The organism is Vibrio aquimaris (assembly GCF_009363415.1).
Taxonomy (GTDB): domain Bacteria; phylum Pseudomonadota; class Gammaproteobacteria; order Enterobacterales; family Vibrionaceae; genus Vibrio; species Vibrio aquimaris.
Window position 1 is genome coordinate 755,422 of the sequence record NZ_CP045350.1, and the last position, 20,771, is coordinate 776,192.

The 20,771-nt window shown below is 43.0% G+C and carries 18 protein-coding genes and 4 tRNA genes; 8 read left to right on the top strand and 14 right to left on the bottom strand.

Features of this window, described 5'->3' with window-relative positions; all coding sequences use genetic code 11:
- Positions 1-17 precede the first annotated feature (17 nt).
- Together FIV01_RS03465 and metN are read right to left on the bottom strand one after the other, a co-directional pair.
- Positions 18-695: a methionine ABC transporter permease gene (locus FIV01_RS03465; protein WP_152429763.1), complete on the bottom strand. Its 678-nt coding sequence runs from the start codon at positions 693-695 to the stop codon at positions 18-20.
- Positions 685-1,719, bottom strand: coding sequence for a methionine ABC transporter ATP-binding protein MetN (gene metN, locus FIV01_RS03470; RefSeq protein ID WP_152429764.1), 1,035 nt, complete (start codon positions 1,717-1,719; stop codon positions 685-687). The genes FIV01_RS03465 and metN overlap by 11 nt, the downstream gene beginning before the upstream one ends.
- 313 nt (positions 1,720-2,032) lie before the next feature.
- Between metN and gmhB the strand changes: the two genes are divergently transcribed.
- The 5 genes from gmhB to treC all read left to right on the top strand — a co-directional run bounded on the left by gmhB (position 2,033) and on the right by treC (position 7,310).
- On the top strand, positions 2,033-2,584 hold the full coding sequence (gene gmhB, locus FIV01_RS03475; RefSeq protein WP_152431644.1) for a D-glycero-beta-D-manno-heptose 1,7-bisphosphate 7-phosphatase: 552 nt from the start codon (positions 2,033-2,035) through the stop codon (positions 2,582-2,584).
- 51 nt (positions 2,585-2,635) lie between these two features.
- Positions 2,636-2,944, top strand: a complete 309-nt coding sequence (locus tag FIV01_RS03480) for an MliC family protein (RefSeq protein WP_152429766.1) — start codon at positions 2,636-2,638, stop codon at positions 2,942-2,944.
- Positions 2,945-2,991: 47 nt separating this feature from the next.
- Positions 2,992-3,939, top strand: coding sequence for a trehalose operon repressor TreR (treR, locus tag FIV01_RS03485; RefSeq protein ID WP_152429768.1), 948 nt, complete (start codon positions 2,992-2,994; stop codon positions 3,937-3,939).
- A 189-nt stretch (positions 3,940-4,128) separates the two neighbouring features.
- Positions 4,129-5,553, top strand: a complete 1,425-nt coding sequence (gene treB, locus FIV01_RS03490) for a PTS trehalose transporter subunit IIBC (protein WP_152429770.1) — start codon at positions 4,129-4,131, stop codon at positions 5,551-5,553.
- Positions 5,554-5,630: 77 nt separating this feature from the next.
- Positions 5,631-7,310, top strand: a complete 1,680-nt coding sequence (gene treC / locus FIV01_RS03495; RefSeq protein ID WP_152429771.1) for an alpha,alpha-phosphotrehalase — start codon at positions 5,631-5,633, stop codon at positions 7,308-7,310.
- A 122-nt stretch (positions 7,311-7,432) separates the two neighbouring features.
- Here treC and FIV01_RS03500 read toward each other — a convergent pair.
- The 4 genes from FIV01_RS03500 to FIV01_RS03515 form a co-directional block, all read right to left on the bottom strand.
- A tRNA-Tyr gene (locus FIV01_RS03500) sits at positions 7,433-7,517 on the bottom strand.
- Positions 7,518-7,571: 54 nt separating this feature from the next.
- Positions 7,572-7,656 (bottom strand) — tRNA-Tyr (locus FIV01_RS03505).
- A gap of 53 nt (positions 7,657-7,709) precedes the next feature.
- Positions 7,710-7,794, bottom strand: a tRNA-Tyr gene (locus tag FIV01_RS03510).
- Between the two features lie 56 nt (positions 7,795-7,850).
- A tRNA-Tyr gene (locus FIV01_RS03515) sits at positions 7,851-7,935 on the bottom strand.
- 463 nt (positions 7,936-8,398) lie between these two features.
- On the opposite strand from FIV01_RS03515, the gene FIV01_RS03520 reads away from it, so the two are divergent.
- Positions 8,399-9,463 carry an efflux RND transporter periplasmic adaptor subunit gene (locus tag FIV01_RS03520; RefSeq protein ID WP_152429772.1) on the top strand — a complete coding sequence of 355 codons (1,065 nt, stop codon included), beginning with the start codon at positions 8,399-8,401 and terminating at the stop codon, positions 9,461-9,463.
- A complete protein-coding gene (gene vexH, locus FIV01_RS03525) occupies positions 9,463-12,573 on the top strand; it encodes a vibriobactin export RND transporter permease subunit VexH (RefSeq protein ID WP_152429773.1) in 3,111 nt (1,036 codons plus the stop codon). Before FIV01_RS03520 ends, vexH begins: the two co-directional genes overlap by 1 nt.
- A 39-nt stretch (positions 12,574-12,612) precedes the next feature.
- On the opposite strand, the gene FIV01_RS03530 is transcribed toward vexH, so the two are convergent.
- Positions 12,613-13,212 (bottom strand): YitT family protein, encoded by a 600-nt coding sequence (locus FIV01_RS03530; protein ID WP_152429774.1) that lies wholly within the window; start codon positions 13,210-13,212, stop codon positions 12,613-12,615.
- Positions 13,213-13,563: 351 nt separating this feature from the next.
- On the opposite strand from FIV01_RS03530, the gene glyA reads away from it, so the two are divergent.
- Positions 13,564-14,814 carry a serine hydroxymethyltransferase gene (gene glyA / locus FIV01_RS03535; protein ID WP_152429775.1) on the top strand — a complete coding sequence of 417 codons (1,251 nt, stop codon included), beginning with the start codon at positions 13,564-13,566 and terminating at the stop codon, positions 14,812-14,814.
- A gap of 68 nt (positions 14,815-14,882) precedes the next feature.
- Here the strand turns inward: glyA and FIV01_RS03540 are convergent, their stop codons facing one another.
- From FIV01_RS03540 to rodA, 7 genes are all read right to left on the bottom strand, one after another.
- Positions 14,883-15,209 carry a hypothetical protein gene (locus FIV01_RS03540; RefSeq protein ID WP_152429776.1) on the bottom strand — a complete coding sequence of 109 codons (327 nt, stop codon included), beginning with the start codon at positions 15,207-15,209 and terminating at the stop codon, positions 14,883-14,885.
- A gap of 155 nt (positions 15,210-15,364) precedes the next feature.
- Complete coding sequence (lipA, locus tag FIV01_RS03545; protein ID WP_152429777.1) at positions 15,365-16,330, bottom strand: lipoyl synthase; 966 nt, start codon at positions 16,328-16,330, stop codon at positions 15,365-15,367.
- 22 nt (positions 16,331-16,352) lie between these two features.
- Positions 16,353-17,006, bottom strand: coding sequence for a lipoyl(octanoyl) transferase LipB (lipB, locus tag FIV01_RS03550; protein ID WP_152429778.1), 654 nt, complete (start codon positions 17,004-17,006; stop codon positions 16,353-16,355).
- Positions 17,007-17,186: 180 nt separating this feature from the next.
- The gene (gene ybeD, locus FIV01_RS03555; protein WP_114786547.1) at positions 17,187-17,465 is read right to left on the bottom strand and encodes a DUF493 family protein YbeD; all 279 of its coding nucleotides are present in this window, start codon (positions 17,463-17,465) and stop codon (positions 17,187-17,189) included.
- A 128-nt stretch (positions 17,466-17,593) separates the two neighbouring features.
- Positions 17,594-18,772: a serine hydrolase gene (locus FIV01_RS03560; RefSeq protein ID WP_152429779.1), complete on the bottom strand. Its 1,179-nt coding sequence runs from the start codon at positions 18,770-18,772 to the stop codon at positions 17,594-17,596.
- A gap of 89 nt (positions 18,773-18,861) precedes the next feature.
- Positions 18,862-19,647 carry a septal ring lytic transglycosylase RlpA family protein gene (locus FIV01_RS03565; RefSeq protein WP_152429780.1) on the bottom strand — a complete coding sequence of 262 codons (786 nt, stop codon included), beginning with the start codon at positions 19,645-19,647 and terminating at the stop codon, positions 18,862-18,864.
- Entirely contained in the window at positions 19,648-20,769 is a 1,122-nt protein-coding gene (gene rodA / locus FIV01_RS03570; RefSeq protein ID WP_152429781.1) for a rod shape-determining protein RodA, read from the bottom strand. It lies immediately after the preceding gene.
- Positions 20,770-20,771: the final 2 nt, after the last annotated feature.

Sequence of the window (20,771 nt, forward strand, 5' to 3'; positions counted from 1 at the left end):
CTTCAATTCAAATATGCTTATCTATGATCGACACGGCGTACAAGTGCATCACCGATCGATTGAATAATCTGTACTAAAACAATCAACATAACGACAGTTACCGCCATGATCACCACATCATAGCGATGAAATCCATAGCGAATCGCTACATCACCAAGCCCGCCGCCACCGACGGTTCCTGCCATTGCTGAATAACTCACTAAAGTGACCAGTGTAATCGTGACTGAGTTAACTATAGTGGGAAGAGCTTCTGGTAGCAGTACTTTACTAATGATTTGTAGGGGAGTGGCCCCCATAGATTGAGCCGCTTCAACCAAGCCAGTTGGCACTTCCAGTAATGCACTTTCAATCAGGCGAGCAACAAATGGGATAGCCCCTATGGTCAGTGGGACAATGGCAGCCGTTGTGCCGATAAAGGTGCCAACTAGAATTTTTGTAACTGGAATAATGGCAACCATAAGCACAAGAAAGGGTACTGAGCGACCTATGTTTACAATAGCGCCTAGCATACGGTTCAATTTGGTATTTTCCAGTAATCCGCCTTTTTTGGTGGTATGCAGGATAACGCCTAGCGGAATGCCGAGCGCAAAACCGACAATACCAGCAACGGCAACCATGTATAAAGTCTCACCCGTTGCATTGATTAAAAGCTGGCTATTTAGGTTTAGCCATTGTGACAGAGTTTCAAAGGACATAACCTAGCACCTCGACTTTTACATTGTGCGCGCGAAGAAATTCAATCGCGGCTTTATCATCGCTTTCATTGCCAAACAGTTCTGCGACCATCATGCCAAATTTAACCCCGCCAGCGTAATCGAGATCAGAGCTAAGAATACTGACATCAATATTGAATTTACGCGCGATTTGACTCATCACTGGTGCATCAACGGTCGCACCGGTAAACTCGAGGCGAACCAGCGGATAGCTGCCTTCAACGCGAGTTGACTGAAGGCGTGCCTGGTAATCTTCCGGTATTGAAAGATCAAGTGTAGAGCGGATAAATTCATGGGCGAGCTCGGTCTTCGGATGAGCGAAGATCTCTCCCACAGAGCCACTTTCGACCAGCTCTCCGCCTCCAATAATTGCTACTTCATGGCAGATGCTTTTTACCACATCCATTTCATGGGTAATCAGGAGCATAGTAATATTGAGCTTACGATTAATTTCTTTTAGCAGCTCTAAGATTGATTGAGTGGTGGCGGGATCAAGTGCGCTGGTGGCTTCATCACACAGCAATACCTTGGGATCGCTTGCCAGTGCTCTCGCAATGGCGACACGTTGTTTTTGACCGCCACTTAAATTTGCAGGGTAACTTTCATGCTTGTCGGCTAAGCCTACCAGTTTAAGCAGCTCAGTGACTTTGTTCTTTATATGTGCTTTTTCTTTGCCAGCCAGCTCAAGTGGCAAGGCAACATTGTCAAATACTGTTCTTGATGAAAGCAGATTAAAGTGTTGGAAAATCATACCGATATTGCGGCGTGTTTCACTCAGTTGCGATTTAGATAATTGTGTTAAATCGACGCCATCGACAACGATGGAGCCTGAAGTTGGTGCTTCCAACATATTAACGCAGCGAATCAGCGTACTTTTCCCTGCTCCTGATGAGCCAATTACACCAAATATGGTGCCTTGAGGAATATTAAGATTAATATCCTTTAAGGCATGTATTTCTTTGTTTCCTTGCAGAAATACTTTGTTTACTTGATTTATTTCAATCATCGAGAAATCCGCGCTCAGGTTAAGGTCAACTGACGTTTGAACATAGCTTATGTTCGAAAGGTAGCAAACCCCAATCAAAAGTCGATAGTTTGGTACTACGCCATACAGATCACAGATGCTATGGTTTCATACTAAATGTGTCAATAGATATTTTTACGTCTAGACGTCTAAATACCTTTTTTCATCAAAACCAAGTGGAATTAGATAGTGCTGAATGAAATAAAGCGTGCAATAATTCAGGCATGTGTTGGCCTTTCAAGCAGAATGTATGCGTGAAAGACAAGTGAGCAATAGTAAAAAAGAGAAGTTAATTTTGGCAAAACCTGCTGTCTTTCTAGATCGTGATGGTGTGATTAATGTCGATCACGGGTACGTGCATGATGAACATGATTTTGAGTTTATTGAAGGTGTGTTTGAAGCAACCAAAAAACTCAAACAAATGGGTTATTTGTTAGTGCTAGTCACTAATCAATCTGGCATTGCTCGTGGTAAGTTCAGCGAAGATCGCTTTTTATCGCTGACCCAGTGGATGGACTGGAATTTCGTTGATAATGGCGTCGAATTCGATGGTTTCTATTATTGCCCTCATCATGCAGAACATGGTCAAGGCAAGTACCAGCAGGATTGTGATTGTCGAAAACCCAAACCTGGTATGTTTATTTCGGCGCGTGATTATCTTGATATTGATATGGAAAAGTCAGTGATGGTCGGTGATAAAGCCGAAGATATGATGGCTGCGCAATCTGCTGGAGTAGACACTCGTATATTGGTTCGCACTGGTAAACCTGTTACTGATAAGGGACAAGCTTTGGCTTCTGTGGTGCTGGATAGTCTCAGAGAAGTTCCTGACTACTTAGGTAAATAAAGCAATAAGCTAACGGCCATATATTGTGGCCTTTTTATTGGGTAAAAAATAATGAATGTGAAAGTACTTAGCAGCGTTTGGCTGGTTATGATGCTACAAGCATGTAGCACCTCGTATGTGACTTACCATTGCCAAGCAGATAAAGAGTTTGATGTGGCTTACACGAAAGGTCATGAGTCGGCTGTTTTAAGAGTTGGTAATCAAGAATACACTTTGATGCAAGTTCCCGCCGGGTCTGGGGTAAAGTACGTTCAAACTGGTGATGAAAAAACCAAGGTTAATTCTATTGTATTGCACACGAAAGGTGAACATGCACGCTTGGAAGTTGGATCTGAAGTTTATAAGGGATGTAGAATATAGTTGTCTTAACTATTTGATGTTCCGTAAGGAATTGTTCACAAGCCATTATGAGTAAAAAACTGACTATCCTTGATATCGCCAAACTTTCTGGTGTAGGAAAATCCACTGTATCTCGTGTTCTCACCAACGACCCTAAGGTAAAGCCCGAAACGCGGGCAAAAGTAGAGCGTGTGATTGAAGAGTCCGGTTATGTTCCTTCTAAATCGGCTCAGGCCATGAGAGGGGGCAGTCAAAAAGTGGTAGGCGTTATTATTTCCCGCTTGGACTCTCCTTCTGAAAATCGTTCGGTTGGCAGTATGCTTCAGGTTCTCTATCGCAGTGGCTATGATGCTGTCATTATGGAAAGCCAGCTGAACCGCCGTTTAGCGAATGAACACCTCGATGTACTTGGTAAACGCAATGTTGACGGCATTATTGTTTTTGGTTTCAGTGACTTTGATGTTGAACGTTTAGCCAATTGGCAGGGCAGATCTGTCGTAATTGCCATGGATACGAAAGCCACCTCGTCGATTAATTATGACAATGATGGGGTAATCCGTTTAGCCCTAGAACATCTTGCTCGCCAAGGTGCCAGAGATATCGCCTTTATTGGCGTTGATCCTTGCGACCAAACCACTGGTTATTTACGCCTTGAATCGTATCTTAGCTGGTGTGACCAAAACGGACGCATTGCTAACTATCAAACGGGACAACTTAACCTTGAAAGTGCGTATAAATTGGTTGATCAAGTCCTTACCCAAGAGACTCAAGCTATCAGCTGCGCAAGCGATACTCTAGCGCTTGGAGTCATTAAACGTCTTCAGGAGCTTGGTCGTGAGGATGTCATGGTCACTGGAGTTGGAGGCAGTGAATTGCTATCTTTCCTTTTCCCTAATGTCTTCAGTATTGATCCTGGTTATGCCAAAGCAGGGGAAAAAGCCGCTAATCTTTTGATTTCTCATATTAATGGAGAGACTGACCCAGAACATCTCACTCAAAGCCCAATTCTCAGCTAACTTACTTATTATTATATATTTTTAAATTATACTGTGATCTTATTCAATTAATGGGACCGTTCCCATTTATATTTGTCGATAGATTTGACACTATGTTTCCCACATTGGGAATGTTCCCAAAGATTATATTCATAGCGCGGAGTCATTTACTCTGTGTAAAGTAAAAGTCCAATTCAGGGTGGATAAACTATGAGCAAGATTTTACGGCAAGAGGTCGAGGATCTAATAGAGAATGTGGGTGGGCGAGATAATATCGCGAGTGTAAGCCACTGTTTGACGCGCCTTCGTTTTGTTTTAAATGATACCAGCCAAGCAGATATTAAAGCACTGGAAGCGCTGTCTTTAGTTAAGGGGTGCTTTACCAACGCTGGTCAGTTTCAAGTTGTCGTTGGCACTGATGTTGATGAAGTGTATAAGATTTTGATTGAGCTTTCTGGGCAATCTGGTGCGTCTAAAGATGAAGCTAAGCAAGCGGCTCGTCAGAACATGAATCTATTAGAGCGCGGTATCTCACATCTTGCTGAAATCTTTGTTCCTCTTCTGCCAGCAATCATTACCGGTGGTTTGATCTTAGGTTTCCGTAATGTGATTGGCGACATCAAGATGTTTGATGGGCAATCTTTGACCCAAATTAGCCAGTTCTGGGCAACAGTGCACAGCTTTTTATGGTTAATTGGCGAAGCTATTTTCTTCTTTCTTCCTGTTGGCGTGTGTTGGTCAACGGTTAAGAAGCTTGGCGGGACGCCCATTTTGGGCATTACCCTCGGTGTTACCTTAGTTTCTCCACAACTGATGAATGCTTATCTCATCGGCAAGCAAATGCCTGAAGTATGGGATTTTGGATGGTTTGCGATTGAAAAAGTCGGCTATCAGGCTCAGGTGATCCCTGCGATGCTAGCAGGTGTTGCGCTTGCTTTCATTGAAACTAACCTAAAGCGTATCGTTCCTTCGTACCTATATCTGGTTGTGGTGCCTTTTGTTTCGATCATTGTTTCTGTCGTGCTTGCGCACTCTTTAATTGGTCCACTTGGACGCACCTTAGGTGATGGTGTGGCTTTTGCTGCTAAAGCCGCGATGACAGGTGATTTTGCAATTATTGGTTCTACTATCTTTGGCTTTTTATATGCGCCCTTAGTTATTACTGGTATTCACCATACCACCAACGCGGTCGATCTGCAGTTGATGCAAGACTTGGGTGGAACACCTATCTGGCCTTTGATTGCTTTATCAAATATTGCTCAGGCTTCGGCTGTGGTTGGCATTATCATCATCAGCAAAAAGCATGGTGAACGTGATATCTCGGTGCCTGCTGCCATATCCGCTTATCTTGGAGTCACAGAACCTGCTATGTACGGTATTAACCTCAAGTATAAATTCCCTATGCTAAGCGCCATGATAGGTAGTGCGATTGCTGCGGCGATTTGTGGTAGTGCTGGTGTAATGGCAAACGGTATTGGTGTAGGTGGCTTGCCCGGTATCCTCTCCATTCAGCCACAGTTTTGGGGTATCTACGCATTAGCTATGTTAGTCGCTATTGTTGTCCCTACTGCATTGACGTTATTTTTCTATAAGCGTGCTCAAATGAAAGGTGAGTTAGAGCCAGCGAACGCGTAATGATAGTTTAGGCCGAGGCAGTATTTTCAAACACTCGGCCTTTTTGTAATTTTTATTTTTGGTAAGTGAATTAGACGATGACATTCAGCACGGATCCTAATTGGTGGAAAACCGCATCCATCTATCAGATTTATCCTAAGAGTTTTTGTGACAGCGGCGATAAAGGTACAGGAGATATCCAAGGTATTATCTCTAAGCTAGATTATCTCAAGTTGCTTGGTATTGATGCTATTTGGCTTACCCCAGTGTACCAGTCGCCTATGGTCGATAATGGTTACGATATTTCTGACTATTACGCTATCAATCCTGATTTTGGGACTATGCAAGACTTTGAGCAGTTAGTTGCAAAGGCTCGTCAACGTGATATTCGCATCATCATGGATATCGTTGTTAACCATACCTCAACCAAGCACGCTTGGTTTCAATCTGCTTTAGGGGATAAAAATAGCCCTTACCGCGACTACTATATTTGGAAAGATCCTATCGACGATGAAGTCCCCAATAACTGGCAATCTAAGTTTGGTGGCAGTGCTTGGGAACTTGATAGTAAAACGGGTCAATACTATTTACACCTTTTTGCCAAAGAGCAAGCGGATCTCAACTGGGAAAATCCAGAGGTGCGACAAGCGGTTAAAGAGGTAATTAGCTTTTGGGCTGAAAAAGGAGTCGATGGGTTCCGCCTTGATGTGATTAATCTTATTTCTAAGCAGCAAGACTTTCCTAGTGACGATCTTGGTGATGGCCGCCGTTTCTACACAGATGGCCCTCGTGTACACGAATATTTGCAGGAAATCAGTCAAGCTGTGTTTCGTAAATATGGCAGTGTGACGGTAGGAGAGATGTCTTCCACCTCATTAGAACACTGCCAGCGTTACTCCTCGCTTGATAACAAAGAACTTTCTATGGTGTTTAATTTTCACCATCTTAAAGTGGATTATCCGAATGGAGAAAAGTGGACCAAAGCGCCGTTTGACTTCATTCAGCTCAAAGAGATTTTTAATCATTGGCAAACAGGACTTAATGGCCAAGGTTGGGGGGCACTATTTTGGTGTAACCATGACCAACCACGAGTTGTCAGTCGTTTCGGTGATGATAAAAAATACCGTGTCGAATCAGCTAAGATGCTTGGCGCATCAATTCACATGATGCAGGGAACTCCGTACATATATCAAGGTGAAGAGATTGGTATGACCAACCCTGGCTACGGTTCGATATCTCAATATCGTGATGTAGAGAGTACTAATATGTATGACATCATGGTCAATCATAATGGCATGAAAAGTGACGATATGATGGCTATTTTGGCGCAAAAATCACGTGATAATTCAAGAACTCCAATGCAGTGGAATGCCGAAGAATATGCTGGCTTTTCCAAGGTTAGACCTTGGCTAGAAGTGGCGGAAAATTATCTTGAGATTAATGCCGCGCAGGCGGTTGATGATCCCAGCTCAGTGTTTTATTTCTATCAGCAGCTAATTGCTTTACGTAAGCAAATAGAAGTGATTACCTGTGGCAATTATCAAGATCTTTATCCACAGCATGAACAGATTTTTGGTTATCAGCGTCAGAGCGAAAAGCAAAGTTTAATTTGTTTGAATAACTTTTATGCGGTTGAAGCCAGTTGCAGTCTACCTGAGACATTTGATGCCACTAAAGCGAAATATTTGTTAGGTAACTACACAGATTTATCAGAGCAAGTGTCAATGGAGCAGGTTTTGCGTCCATACGAAACACGAATTATTCTACTAGAAAAATAAAGGCAATAGCCATCACCCCCATTTTTGTGTTGTCTATTTAGCCCTGTTTTCAGGGCTCTTTTCTTTTCGTTTAAGATTACTAGATACAAAAAAACCAGCTCAGTGAGCTGGTTATCTTAATATGGTGGAGGGGGACGGATTCGAACCATCGAAGGCAGTGCCAGCAGATTTACAGTCTGATCCCTTTGGCCACTCGGGAACCCCTCCAGGGTATTTTTATCCTTAATTGATGTTTTCCCAACACAACAATCAAGCGTTACATGGTGGAGGGGGACGGATTCGAACCATCGAAGGCAGTGCCAGCAGATTTACAGTCTGATCCCTTTGGCCACTCGGGAACCCCTCCAGGGCATTTTATCCTTAACTGATGTTTTCCCAACACAACAATCAAGCGTTATATGGTGGAGGGGGACGGATTCGAACCATCGAAGGCAGTGCCAGCAGATTTACAGTCTGATCCCTTTGGCCACTCGGGAACCCCTCCAGGGTATTTTTATCCTTAATTGATGTATTCCCAGCACAGCAATCAAGCATTGAATATGGTGGAGGGGGACGGATTCGAACCATCGAAGGCAGTGCCAGCAGATTTACAGTCTGATCCCTTTGGCCACTCGGGAACCCCTCCAGGGTGTTTTTATCCTTAATCGATGTTTTCCCAACACATCAATCAAGCGAGGACCGAATCATAGCAAACTCGTTAACTCTGTAAAGCCTTTTCTGGTAATTTTGAACTAAATGCTGGCTTTTTGGACAAAGAGGCAAGGAATGAGTATTAATCTAGTCAAGATATGTTTATTTTCTCTTAAATTTCATTCTCTTAGTGGTTTTTTTATTCTTGTATCTAGGCGTTGATTATGACTAAGAGTAACGACAACCGCCCAAATTGAACATACTTTGACGATATTGAAAGGTAAAAAACGGCTCAAATTGGTTAAAGGGTCGATTTTTTAGCCTAGATATCAAGGAAAGTAGACTGATTAAGTTAAAAACAAAACTTACAGTTTATTTCCCTTTCTTTACATTGCTTGACGTTTTTATTGTGGTTTAGCGATTAGACTATATGCAGCTTTTTGAATTAGAACTTAATCATGAAAAAAATAATTATTTTAAGTCTCGTTTCTTTCTCTCTCTCTAGTACGGCGTTAACAGCGTTTGCTCGAAATGGCCAAACGCAGGCTATTACTGTTGTTACAGAACAAGTCCAAACGCATGAGGTATCCCAGTCATTAACCTTAGTGGGGAAAATTGATGCAAAACAATCAGTCGTCATCTCACCTGAGGTAACTGGCCGAGTCAATAAAATTGCTATAAAAGCGAATCAGCAGGTTGAAGTAGGCCAGATGCTTATTGAACTAGACGATGATAAGGCCAAAGCCAGCATCGCCGAAGCTAGCGCTTATCTTGACGATGAATTACGTAAGCTTAAAGAATTTGAGCGTCTGGTTAAAAGTAGTGCGATTACCCAAACTGAGATAGACGCTCAAAAAGCAAGTGTGACAATTGCAAGGGCTCGTTTAGATGCAGCTAAGGCTGATTTGAGTGATTTACACATCAGAGCGCCTTTTTCTGGAACGGTAGGCTTTATTGATTTTAGTGTTGGAAAGTTCGTCACCGCAGGAGATGAATTAGTATCACTGGATGATTTATCGGTAATGCAACTTGATCTGCAAGTCCCTGAGCGTTATTTATCACAAATTTCAAAAGGCATGAGTGTATTAGCGACTAGCTCAGCATGGGGTAAACAAGAGTTTAAGGGTCAGGTTGTTGGCGTTGATTCAAGGATAAATCAGGAGACACTCAATTTAAGGGTACGAGTTCACTTTGATAATACCAACGGGCAACTCAAGCCAGGAATGTTAGTGACGGCGACTATGGCGTTCCCTACTATCAAAGCGCCAATTATTCCAGTGCAGTCTCTTGAATACTCAGGCACTAAGCGCTTTGTTTACATAGTTGATGAGAAGGGTAAGGCCAATCGCACCGAAGTCTTTTTAGGGGCTCGAATTGGTAATCAGGTGGTGATTGAACAAGGGGTATCGATTGGCGATAAAATCGTTGTTCAAGGCATTGTCAATATGCGCGATGGTGTGACGGTTAGCGAGCTCGCAGAGGTGGCCTCCAAAGAAAAACCCACACAGGAAGGGGAACGCTAATGTGGTTATCCGATGTTGCTGTTAAACGTCCTGTTGCTGCAGTGGTTTTGAGTCTGCTTTTATGTGTGTTCGGTATTGTTTCTTTTAACAAGCTCGCCGTGCGTGAAATGCCCGATATTGAAAGCCCGGTTGTTTCAATTAGTACTCGATATGAAGGAGCATCTGCCACCATCATTGAAAGCCAAATCACTTCTGTGCTTGAGGATCAGTTATCCGGCATTAGTGGTATTGATCAAATTGAGTCGACTACGCGCAATAGCATGTCGAGTATTATGATTACCTTTGAGCTGGGTTATGATCTGACCACAGGTGTCAGTGACGTTCGCGATGCGGTCTCTAGGGCACAGCGCTCGTTACCTGATGAAGCCGATGATCCTATCGTTTTTAAGAACAATGGCTCCGGAGAGGCCTCTTTATATATCAATTTAAGTTCATCTGAGATGGATCGTACCCAGTTGACTGATTACGTAGATCGCGTATTGCTTGATAGGTTTAGCCTGATATCCGGTGTCAGCTCGGTTGAGGTATCAGGTGGGTTATACAAGGTGATGTATGTCAGGCTCAAACCTGCCGAGATGGCGGGACGCGGAGTAACCACAACGGACATTACCACTGCGCTCAATAATGAAAATATTGAGAGTCCTGGTGGAGAAGTGCGAAATGACCAAATAGTTATGTCTGTGCGAACAGCTCGCAGTTATAGCCAAGCAGAAGACTTTGAATATTTGGTGGTTAAACGAGCCAGTGACAATACGCCCATTTATCTCAAGGATGTCGCTGATGTGTTTATTGGCGCAGAAAATGAGAGCTCAACGTTTAAAAGTGATGGTGTGGTTAATGTCAGTATGGGAATTGTGCCTCAATCTGATGCTAATCCACTTGAAGTGGCAGATCGCGTCCATGAACAAGTCGAGAAAGTTCAGAAGTTCTTACCCAAAGGGACGCGCCTTGCTATCGATTATGACTCGACGGTCTTTATTGAACGCTCTATCACAGAAGTCTATAACACCTTATTTATTACTGGTGGTTTAGTTATTCTGGTTCTTTACATATTCATCGGTCAGGTGAGGGCGACTTTGATTCCTGCTGTTACCGTTCCGGTTGCGCTCATTTCATCCTTTATTGCTGCGTATTATTTTGGCTTTTCAGTGAATCTCATCACCTTGATGGCTTTGATTTTATCCATCGGCCTAGTCGTTGATGATGCCATTGTAGTGGTAGAGAATATTTTTCATCATATTGAGCGAGGAGAAAAACCACTACTGGCTGCTTACAAGGGCACCCGAGAGGTTGGTTTTGCTGTTGTCGCCACTACCTTGGTTTTAGTGATGGTCTTTCTACCTATCTCCTTTATGGATGGTATGGTCGGTTTGCTCTTTACTGAATTCTCGGTGTTACTTGCAATGGCTGTCGTGTTTTCATCTTTGATTGCTCTAACTTTAACGCCAGTGCTCAGCAGCCATCTGCTGAAAGCCAATGTAAAACCAAGCCGATTTAACTTGTACGTTGAATGTCTTTTTTCACGCCTTGAAACGGGTTATCGAAAAGCCCTTTTGAAAGCTTTGAAATGGACATGGGCTGCGCCCGTTATCATTATTGCCTGTGTTGCAGGAAGCTGGGGGCTGATGCAGCAGATACCTTCACAGTTGGCGCCATCTGAAGACCGTGGTGTGGTGTTTGCTTTTGTCCGAGGAGCTGACGCAACCAGTTACAACAGGATGGCCGCAAATATGGAACATGTCGAAGAACGCTTGCTAACGCTATTGGGAGAGGGGTTTCTTAAGTCATTCAGTATTCAGTCGCCTGCTTTTGGTGGAAACGCTGGTGATCAGACTGGGTTTGTGATCATGATCCTTGATGATTGGAATGAGCGGGATGTCACGGCTTCACAGGCTTTGGCCCAGGTAAAAAAAGCGCTCACAGGTATTGCTGATGTGAGGATCTTCCCCTTTATGCCCGGTTTTCGAGGTGGTTCGAGCGAGCCTGTCCAATTTGTTTTAGGTGGTGCCGATTATGCAGAGCTTAAAATCTGGGCTGAAAAACTAGAACAGCTCGCCGAAGCCTCTCCTATGATGGAAGGCGCGGATATTGATTACTCGGAAAGAACGCCAGAATTGGTCGTGAACGTTGATAAACAGCGGGCTGCCGAGTTGGGCATCAGTGTTGCGGACATTTCTGACACACTAGAAATCATGCTTGGAGGCAAAAGTGAGACGACCTTTGTAGAGCGAGGTGAAGAATATGATGTCTATTTGCGAGGTGATGAAAACAGCTTCAATAATGCCACCGATCTTAGCCAAATCTATTTAAGAACCAACTCCGGCGAATTAGTGACCTTAGATGCGGTCACTCAGATTGAAGAAGTTGCGTCATCGATTCGTTTATCCCATTACAACAAGCAAAAATCTATCACGATAACGGCCAATTTATCTGAGGGCTATACCCTAGGTGATGCTCTGGATTATTTGGATCAACAGTCGATTGAGATGCTGCCAGGTGATATTTCGGTAAGTTATGCAGGAGAGTCCAAAGACTATAAGGAAAATCAATCCAGTGTGCTTTTGGTGTTTGGCTTGGCTTTGCTGGTTGCTTATCTTGTTTTGGCTGCTCAGTTTGAGAGTTTCATCAATCCCTTAGTTGTGATGTTTACTGTACCTATGGGGGTGTTTGGCGGCTTTATGGGGTTGCTTGTGATGAGTCAAGGACTCAACATTTATAGTCAAATAGGAATGATCATGCTGATTGGTATGGTGACTAAGAATGGTATTTTAATAGTCGAATTTGCTAACCAGTTACGTGATAGAGGTTATGTTTTTGAAAAGGCCATTATTGATGCCTCTGCCCGTCGTTTACGCCCTATTATGATGACGGCCTTTACCACCTTGGCAGGTGCGGTGCCACTTATCCTCTCTAACGGCGCTGGTTATGAGAGTCGAGTGGCGGTAGGAACCGTTATCTTCTTTGGTATGGCGTTTGCGACTTTGGTGACTTTGTTTGTGATCCCGGCTATGTATCGACTTATCTCGGTATCGACTCGAGCACCAGGTTATGTTGAAGCTGAGCTAAACAAGGAACTCAGCCACGATGTAAAAGCGCGGAGTTCTCATTAATTAGCCCCTTTCATCAAGGGAAAGGGGCTAATCACTTGATTAGCTATAGTTGACCGAATAGCGAGTAGGCTTGTGGTTCATTGCCAACACTATATTAAGCAAAACCGCTCCAATAACGGATAAACCTATGGTCGTCGGCGAAACGAAAAAGCATGAAGTGATAAGAATGCAGAAGTCGATAGCAAGCTGGCATTTACCCACTGAAATACCGTATTTGTCTTGAATAAATAAACACAGCACATTGAACCCGCCCAGGCTTGAACGGTGGCGAAATAAAATGAGCATACCTAATCCCATTAACAGCCCTCCAGCAACCGCGCAGTATACGTTATTGATGGTTTCAAGGCTTATCACCAGATACAAGTGATCAGAAAGTATCGATACTAGGGCTCCAGAAATGATACTACTCAAAGCAAACCTAGGGCCAAATTGTTGCCATGCCAGTAAATAGAAAGGACAGTTACTCATAAAGTAAAGTGTACCAAAAGACAGTGGGATGAACTGGTTGAGCAAAAGGGCTAAACCTGTGGTGCCACCAGTCAACAACTCTCCTGATTGGAGGAAAAAAATACCTTGTGCGACAAGAAATGTTCCAGTGAGGATCGCTATCCAGTCTTCTTTTGGTGAGTGTTTATTCATGATATAAAAACAAAATAGTAATTAAGGGCGGCATGATAGTGAAAAAGCGATTATTTCGGTAGCTTGGGTAGTAAATTTCAGGTAAACCTATGTAGATATTGTTTTACGGGCTGTATAGAGAAAAATTGACACTTTTGTTATTCATCAGGTTTTTTGGCAACATCAGGTGACACTTTGTTGCTCTGCATGAAAAGTCTTCATAAGAAAAAGTATAATTTTCTCTTTATGGCTATGATCAAATTATGTAGAATGCGCGCTATTAACGTGATGCAAACGTTTGCGTGGGTAAATTGCGCAGATTATTAGGGTCATTCTTAGTTTTTCAGTTTAAATCTGAGTCAGGAGATACAGATGCTAAAGCGTGATATGAATATCGCAGATTATGATGCGGAACTGTTCGCAGCGATCCAAGAAGAAACTCGTCGCCAAGAAGAGCACATTGAACTTATAGCGTCAGAGAATTACACCAGCCCACGAGTGATGGAAGCTCAAGGTTCTCAACTTACCAACAAGTATGCAGAAGGCTACCCAGGCAAACGCTATTATGGTGGCTGCGAATATGTGGATAAAGCAGAAGCTTTGGCTATTGATCGTGCGTGTGAGTTGTTTGGTTGTGCTTATGCCAATGTTCAGCCTCATTCTGGTTCACAAGCAAACAGTGCTGTTTATATGGCGTTGTTAAACCCAGGTGACACTGTGCTTGGTATGAGCTTGGCGCACGGCGGTCACTTGACTCACGGTTCACCAGTTAACTTTTCTGGTAAGCATTACAACATCATTCCTTATGGTATTGATGAAGCGGGTCAAATTAATTATGACGAAATGGAGTCGCTAGCTTTAGAGCATAAACCGAAAATGATCATTGGTGGTTTCTCCGCCTACTCACAAATTGTTGATTGGGCGCGAATGCGTGAAATTGCTGATAAGGTTGGTGCCTACTTATTTGTTGATATGGCGCATGTAGCAGGCCTAATTGCTGCTGGCGTTTATCCAACGCCAGTTCCGCATGCACATGTGGTTACAACGACAACCCACAAAACGCTTGCTGGACCGCGCGGTGGCTTAATTCTTTCCAACGCCGGCGAAGAAATGTACAAGAAACTCAACTCTGCAGTATTCCCGGGTGGGCAAGGTGGCCCATTGATGCATGTTATAGCTGGTAAGGCTGTTGCGTTTAAAGAGGCGATGGAGCCGGAGTTTAAAGCATATCAAGAGGGTGTGATTAAAAATGCTAAAGCTATGGTTGCCCAGTTCCAAGAACGTGGTTATAAAATTGTCTCAAATGGCACTGAAAACCACCTCTTTTTAGTTGATTTAATTGACAAAGACATTACAGGTAAAGAAGCGGATGCTGCTTTAGGTTCAGCTAATATTACAGTGAACAAAAACTCGGTACCAAATGATCCTCGTAGCCCATTTGTTACATCTGGGATCCGTGTTGGCTCGCCAGCAATTACACGTCGTGGATTTACAGAGGAAGATGCCAAAGAACTAGCTAACTGGATGTGTGATGTACTAGATAATATTGATAATCAGGATGTTATCTCAGCGACCAAAGCAAAGGTTCTTGAAATCTGTCAGCGCTTACCTGTGTATGCATAATGTTCAAGTAACTTGAAAACTAAAAAAAGGGGGGATACATGGTATCCCCCCTTTTTGTACATTAGTTTCTACTTGGAAATACTTAGGAGTGTGCCTGATTTACACTTGAACGAGTAATACTTTCGACTCTCACTGAACTTGCCCAGCCCTTCACCGTGGCAATAATCGATATTAATATCACGCATGGTTTGCAGAGTGGCCTCACTGGTCAGAGCAAACTTAGAGCCATCTGCACAAACAATACGAACGCGGCCATCATCGCTTACAGAATATAGTTCAACTTCTGTATTACATAGTTCAAAAGAAGCTTCACGAAAGTTATCTTGTTGGGTATTTGATGCACAACCTGATGTCACTGCAGTGACCGCTAGAGCAATAAAACCTAGTCTTTTCATAATCATCCCTTGGAATAAAAACAGTTTTAGTATTATTAGAGCTAAGCCTATAGAAGAGTGTTGTCTCATTCAAGAAGTGAACAATAAAAAGGGCTAATTGATTCAAATAACCCTTTTATAGTGATGCTTTTATTGTTGTGGCTTAACGCAGTGAGTTAACCTACTTCTATCCCTTGAGCTTGTAGGTCTGCATGGTAAGAGGAGCGGACAAAAGGCCCACAAGCTGCGTGGGTGAATCCAAGGTCCAGTGCAATTTCTTTTAACTCATCGAACTCGGATGGTGGTACATAGCGCTCAACAGGAAGATGGTGACGGCTTGGCGCTAGATACTGACCTAGAGTCAACATAGTTACACCGTGATCTCGAAGATCTTTCAACACTTCGATAATTTCTTCTTTTGTTTCGCCAAGCCCCATCATAAGTCCTGATTTAGTCGGAACATCAGGGTGCTGCTGTTTAAATTTCTGTAGTAGTTGTAGAGACCATTTGTAGTTTGCTCCCGGGCGAGCTTTACGGTACAGTCGAGGAGCCGTCTCTAGGTTATGGTTGAAGACATCTGGTGGATTGTCTTTCATCAATTCGAGAGCGACATCCATTCGACCTCGAAAGTCAGGCACTAGAGTTTCAATTTTGATATTTGGGTTCTTTGCACGGATCTCACGGTTACAGTCAGCGAAATGTTTGGCACCGCCATCACGAAGATCATCGCGGTCGACAGAGGTAATAACTACGTATTTGAGTTTCATGTCTGATATGGTCTGGGCCAGTTTTTGAGGCTCATCAGCTTCAGGGGCAACAGGGCGACCATGTGCGACATCACAGAATGGGCAGCGACGAGTACAAATCGCACCAAGGATCATAAAGGTAGCGGTACCATGGTTAAAACACTCAGCTAAGTTAGGGCAAGACGCTTCTTCACACACAGAATGAAGGTTGTTCTTACGCATTGCTGATTTGATCTCTTGAATGCGTTGACTGTCAGCCGGTAGCTTGATTTTCATCCAGTCAGGTTTTCGCAGAATTTCTTTTTGCTCGGTAGGCATATTCTTGACTGGAATTAGAGCCATCTTATCAGCGTCGCGGTACTTAACGCCTTTTTCCATTTGGATTGGTTTACTCATGCTTTATACTTCTCTTTGCTTCTCAACGCGTAGGAGAGGCTTCTGTGCTGAATTCAACTTGCTCATAATCAAGCAAACTGACAAGTTCTTCGACTAGTGTTGTCTCAACTTGGGCAAGATCTGTTGGTCCACCAAGTTGGCTCATTTGAACCATTTCCATACCCGCATAACCGCATGGATTAATACGCAAAAAGGGCGACAAATCCATATTCACGTTGAGAGCCAAACCGTGAAATGAACAGCCTTTGCGAATTCTAAGGCCCAAAGAGCAGATCTTTTTACCATCAACATAGACACCTGGTGCATCTGGTCGTGCTGCCGACTCTATATTGTAATATTTTAGTGTTTTTATCACGAGTGTCTCAATTGTCGTGACAAGATCTCGTACACCGAGTTTTTTACGACGAAGGTTAATTAGGAAGTAAGCCACTAGTTGACCTGGCCCATGGTAGGTAACTTGCCCACCTCTATCGCTTTGTACGACAGGAATTTCACCAGTATTGATTAAGTGCTCAGCTTTGCCGGCTTGACCTTGAGTAAAAACAGGGTTGTGTTCAACAAGCCAAACTTCGTCGCAGGTTTCCTCTGTTCGAGAATCTGTAAACTCATGCATGGCTCGCCAAATAGGTTCATAGTCCTGTCGGCCCAAGTGCTTTACAACAAGCTGGTTGTACATTCCTAATCCTATCGTCAGTTAATCAGGTTTACGGAGTATAAACTGGTTCGGTTCATGTAACTATATGTAAGTAAGATATTTTTAACCCTCTGAAAAGTAGAAGATTTATATCTATCTGATATATATAAATAAAGCAGCCACAAGGCTGCTTTTAAATTTATTTGATTAAATCAAATAAATTTACAAAACCATACGAACGATATCAATCTCACCGAGCTCTTTGTAGAGAGTTTCCACTTGTTCAATAGATGTCGCTGTAATCGTAATAGAAACAGAGTGGTAATTCCCTTTAGCGCTTGGTTTGACACTCGGGCTATAGTCACCTGGAGCATGTCGTTGTATGACTTCAAGTACCTTCTCTGGTAACTCAGGCTTAGCATAACCCATGACTTTGTACGTAAAAGAACATGGGAATTCAAGCAGATCTTTTAGTTTTGCATCTGAGTTAATAGTCAACATTTTGAAACTCCACATTGGATGTCATTTAGCCAGCGCGAAATAGTACTGCTATTCAACTTAAATCTCAACAGGTCATAAACCAAAGAAAGCCGCTTTGTGCGGCTTTCAAGTTATGGAAGCTGGGAAGATTAAAACATGCTCTTGAACAACATGACGATATAATCCCAAAGACGACTGAATAAGCTGCCTTGTTCTACGTCTTCGAGAGCAAGGAGTGGGTACTCAGCGACATCTTCGCCTTCTAGTTGATAGTATAGCTTACCGACAACATCACCCTTCTTAATTGGTGCTTCGAGCTCTTTTTCTAAAACGAAACTGGCCTGAAGATTTTTAGCCTGACCTCGAGGAAGGGTTACATAGGTGTCTTGATCAAGGCCAAGCGCAACTGTGTCTTTATCACCCATCCAGACTTTTTCTTCGACAAAAGTTTCACCAGATTTGTGTGGTGCAACCGTCTCAAAGAAGCGGAAACCATAGCTTAGTAGCTTTTTACTCTCAGATTTACGTGCATTGGCATTTTTAGTCCCCATGACCACAGCGACCAAACGCATTTGTCCTTCAGTTGCCGAACTCACCAAACTGTACCCAGCATTACTTGTATGGCCAGTTTTAATACCGTCTACATTCATGCTTTTATCCCATAATAAACCGTTGCGGTTATATTGGGTAATGCCGTTATAGGTGTACTTCTTTTCCGAATAAATACGGTATTCATCCGGAACATCACGAATCAAAGCTTGACCTAGTAGTGCCATATCGTAAGGCGTTGAGTATAGATTCGGGTTATCTAATCCATGTACGTTAGCAAAATGGGTATCCTTCATTCCTAGGCTGTCTGCCCATGCATTCATCAAATCAACAAACGCATCTTCTGATCCCGCAATGTGTTCGGCCATGGCGACGCAGGCATCATTTCCAGATTGAACAATAATGCCACGATTTAAGTCTTTCACTTTGACTGTGGTGCCGACTTCAATGAACATTTTCGATGAATCAGGGAAGTTTTTTGCCCATGCATTTTTGCTTATGGTGACATCGTCATCGGGTGAGATGTTTCCGCGTTCCAATTCTTGGCCAATGACATAACTTGTCATCATTTTGGTTAAGCTTGCAGGTGATAATTTTGTATTCATCTCATGCTCTGCGAGTATTTTACCTGAATGGTAATCCATCAGAACATAGCCTTTAGCTGCAATTTGAGGCGCATCAGGTACGACGATAGGTGCAGCGAAAGAAGATGATGCGAAGGTTGCAGAAAGCGCAATAGAAGAAGCAAAAACGGATTTGATTAGCGTTATTTTTTTCATATTGACTACAGGTTTTAATTAATTGTTCATATCTTAACAGAAACAATCTCTCAAGCCAGTGTAAGACGTGCCTCACACTGGTTTGAGGACTACAAGGATTTTATAAAGGCACTTGAATAGCCCATGAGTTTAACTTGTTCTAACGTTTTTTGCGTCAGCATATAGTCATCAAATGGACCCAAAAAGACACGATGGATATTATTGTCTGAATTGATGTAACTCTTTACTGAAAGGTTTTGACTCAAATCTTTAGCTAAAGTTCGCACTCTGTCTTGGTGTTTTGATGAAGCGACTTGCACGACAAATTTAGGTATCGATTTTTGCTTGTGTTGAGCCGTGGGTTTTTCTACTGAAATAACTTCTAGTTTTATATTAGCGGTCCCTGTGCGAATGACGTCAAGCTTAGTTGCAGCTGCATAGCTAAGGTCGATAACGCGTCCTTGGTGGAAAGGCCCTCTATCGTTAACTCTAACAATGGCTGTTTTCCCATTGTCTTTGTTGGTCACTTTGACATAACTTGGAATGGGTAAAGTCTTATGGGCGGCTGACATCGAGTACATGTCATAGACTTCGCCATTAGACGTAAGATGACCGTGAAACTTTTTGCCATACCATGAAGCAATGCCCTCTTGAGTAAAGCCTTGAGGTTCCTTAATGATAGAGTAGTGTTGACCTCTTAGGGTATAGTCACGATTTCCGCCTACACTGTATGGTTCATATTGAGGGTGTGCATCTTCAATATGGTCAACCGAAATGGGGGCGTTTGGAGCAAGATCATCTTCTATTGAATAACGTTGTGACGGAGAAGAAGAGCAGCCAGCCAAAAAAACGGTAATAGCGCAAAGTATACCGATCAGGACATTTTGAAAAATCATTTATGTTGCCTTAGAGAAAGCTTTCCTATGAGTGTGTATAGACATTAACATGCCAAAGCCTGCCATCAGGGTAACCATGGAGGTTCCACCGTAGCTAATGAGTGGTAAGGGTACTCCGACTACAGGTAGGATACCACTAACCATGCCTATATTAACAAAAACATAAACAAAAAAGCTTAAAACTATACTACCAGCCATCATCCGGCCAAAAGCTGTTTGTGCTTTACTGGCTAAAACCAGACCTCGGCCAATGATAAACAAATACAAGCTGAGTAAGATCAAAATCCCGATTAATCCCCACTCTTCTGCAATAACAGCAAAAATAAAGTCAGTATGCCTTTCTGGTAGAAACTCTAATTGAGATTGGGTACCTTGTAACCACCCCTTGCCTGATATGCCTCCAGAGCCTATTGCGATCTTGCTCTGAATAATATGATATCCAGCTCCCAGAGGATCTGATTCAGGATTAAAGAGAGTTCGGACCCTGACTTTTTGATATTCCCTCATTAGGAAAAACCATAGGACAGGTAAAAAAGCCCCAAGGCTACACACCGCAGCGAAAATAATTTTCCAACTGATACCTGCTAGGAAGATAACGAATATACCAGAAGCTGCGATCAGTATCGAAGTCCCCAAATCTGGCTGTTTAGCAATAAGAATGGTTGGAACACAGACCATTACTAGCGACAGTACTAAGGTTTGAAAGCTTGGTGGGAGTGAGCGTTTACCAATAAATCGTGCCACCATAAGAGGAACGGCGAGTTTCAAAAGCTCCGAAGGTTGAAATCGCACGAAACCAAGGTTTAGCCAGCGCTGAGCACCTTTAGAGGCTTCGCCAAAGAACAGTACTCCAAGTAATAGTAAAACACCGACTGTAAACATGAGCGGTGCAAGAGTCTCGTAGGTACGAGGTGGTATTTGAGCGAGCAGAACCATAATGCCTAGTGATAGGGCCATACGCATAGCTTGTCGGTCCATCATGCCAAGGTTTTGACCACTTGCACTATACATAACGACAAGACCAAAGCCCATGAGGACTAAAATTCCGAGTAAAAGGGGGAGATCGAGATGAAAGCGCTCAAATAGAGCTCGATTCTGGCCTGTGGATGGATCAAAATCCATGA

What these genes read in the sequence shown, in the direction of transcription:
- FIV01_RS03465 (WP_152429763.1), bottom strand. Translation starts at nt 695, where the DNA reads ATGTCCTTTGAAACTCTGTCACAATGGCTAAACCTAAATAGCCAGCTT.
- metN (WP_152429764.1), bottom strand. Translation starts at nt 1,719, where the DNA reads ATGATTGAAATAAATCAAGTAAACAAAGTATTTCTGCAAGGAAACAAA.
- FIV01_RS03480 (WP_152429766.1), top strand. Translation starts at nt 2,636, where the DNA reads ATGAATGTGAAAGTACTTAGCAGCGTTTGGCTGGTTATGATGCTACAA.
- treR (WP_152429768.1), top strand. Translation starts at nt 2,992, where the DNA reads ATGAGTAAAAAACTGACTATCCTTGATATCGCCAAACTTTCTGGTGTA.
- treB (WP_152429770.1), top strand. Translation starts at nt 4,129, where the DNA reads ATGAGCAAGATTTTACGGCAAGAGGTCGAGGATCTAATAGAGAATGTG.
- treC (WP_152429771.1), top strand. Translation starts at nt 5,631, where the DNA reads ATGACATTCAGCACGGATCCTAATTGGTGGAAAACCGCATCCATCTAT.
- FIV01_RS03520 (WP_152429772.1), top strand. Translation starts at nt 8,399, where the DNA reads ATGAAAAAAATAATTATTTTAAGTCTCGTTTCTTTCTCTCTCTCTAGT.
- vexH (WP_152429773.1), top strand. Translation starts at nt 9,463, where the DNA reads ATGTGGTTATCCGATGTTGCTGTTAAACGTCCTGTTGCTGCAGTGGTT.
- FIV01_RS03530 (WP_152429774.1), bottom strand. Translation starts at nt 13,212, where the DNA reads ATGAATAAACACTCACCAAAAGAAGACTGGATAGCGATCCTCACTGGA.
- glyA (WP_152429775.1), top strand. Translation starts at nt 13,564, where the DNA reads ATGCTAAAGCGTGATATGAATATCGCAGATTATGATGCGGAACTGTTC.
- FIV01_RS03540 (WP_152429776.1), bottom strand. Translation starts at nt 15,209, where the DNA reads ATGAAAAGACTAGGTTTTATTGCTCTAGCGGTCACTGCAGTGACATCA.
- lipA (WP_152429777.1), bottom strand. Translation starts at nt 16,330, where the DNA reads ATGAGTAAACCAATCCAAATGGAAAAAGGCGTTAAGTACCGCGACGCT.
- lipB (WP_152429778.1), bottom strand. Translation starts at nt 17,006, where the DNA reads ATGTACAACCAGCTTGTTGTAAAGCACTTGGGCCGACAGGACTATGAA.
- ybeD (WP_114786547.1), bottom strand. Translation starts at nt 17,465, where the DNA reads ATGTTGACTATTAACTCAGATGCAAAACTAAAAGATCTGCTTGAATTC.
- FIV01_RS03560 (WP_152429779.1), bottom strand. Translation starts at nt 18,772, where the DNA reads ATGAAAAAAATAACGCTAATCAAATCCGTTTTTGCTTCTTCTATTGCG.
- FIV01_RS03565 (WP_152429780.1), bottom strand. Translation starts at nt 19,647, where the DNA reads ATGATTTTTCAAAATGTCCTGATCGGTATACTTTGCGCTATTACCGTT.
- rodA (WP_152429781.1), bottom strand. Translation starts at nt 20,769, where the DNA reads ATGGATTTTGATCCATCCACAGGCCAGAATCGAGCTCTATTTGAGCGC.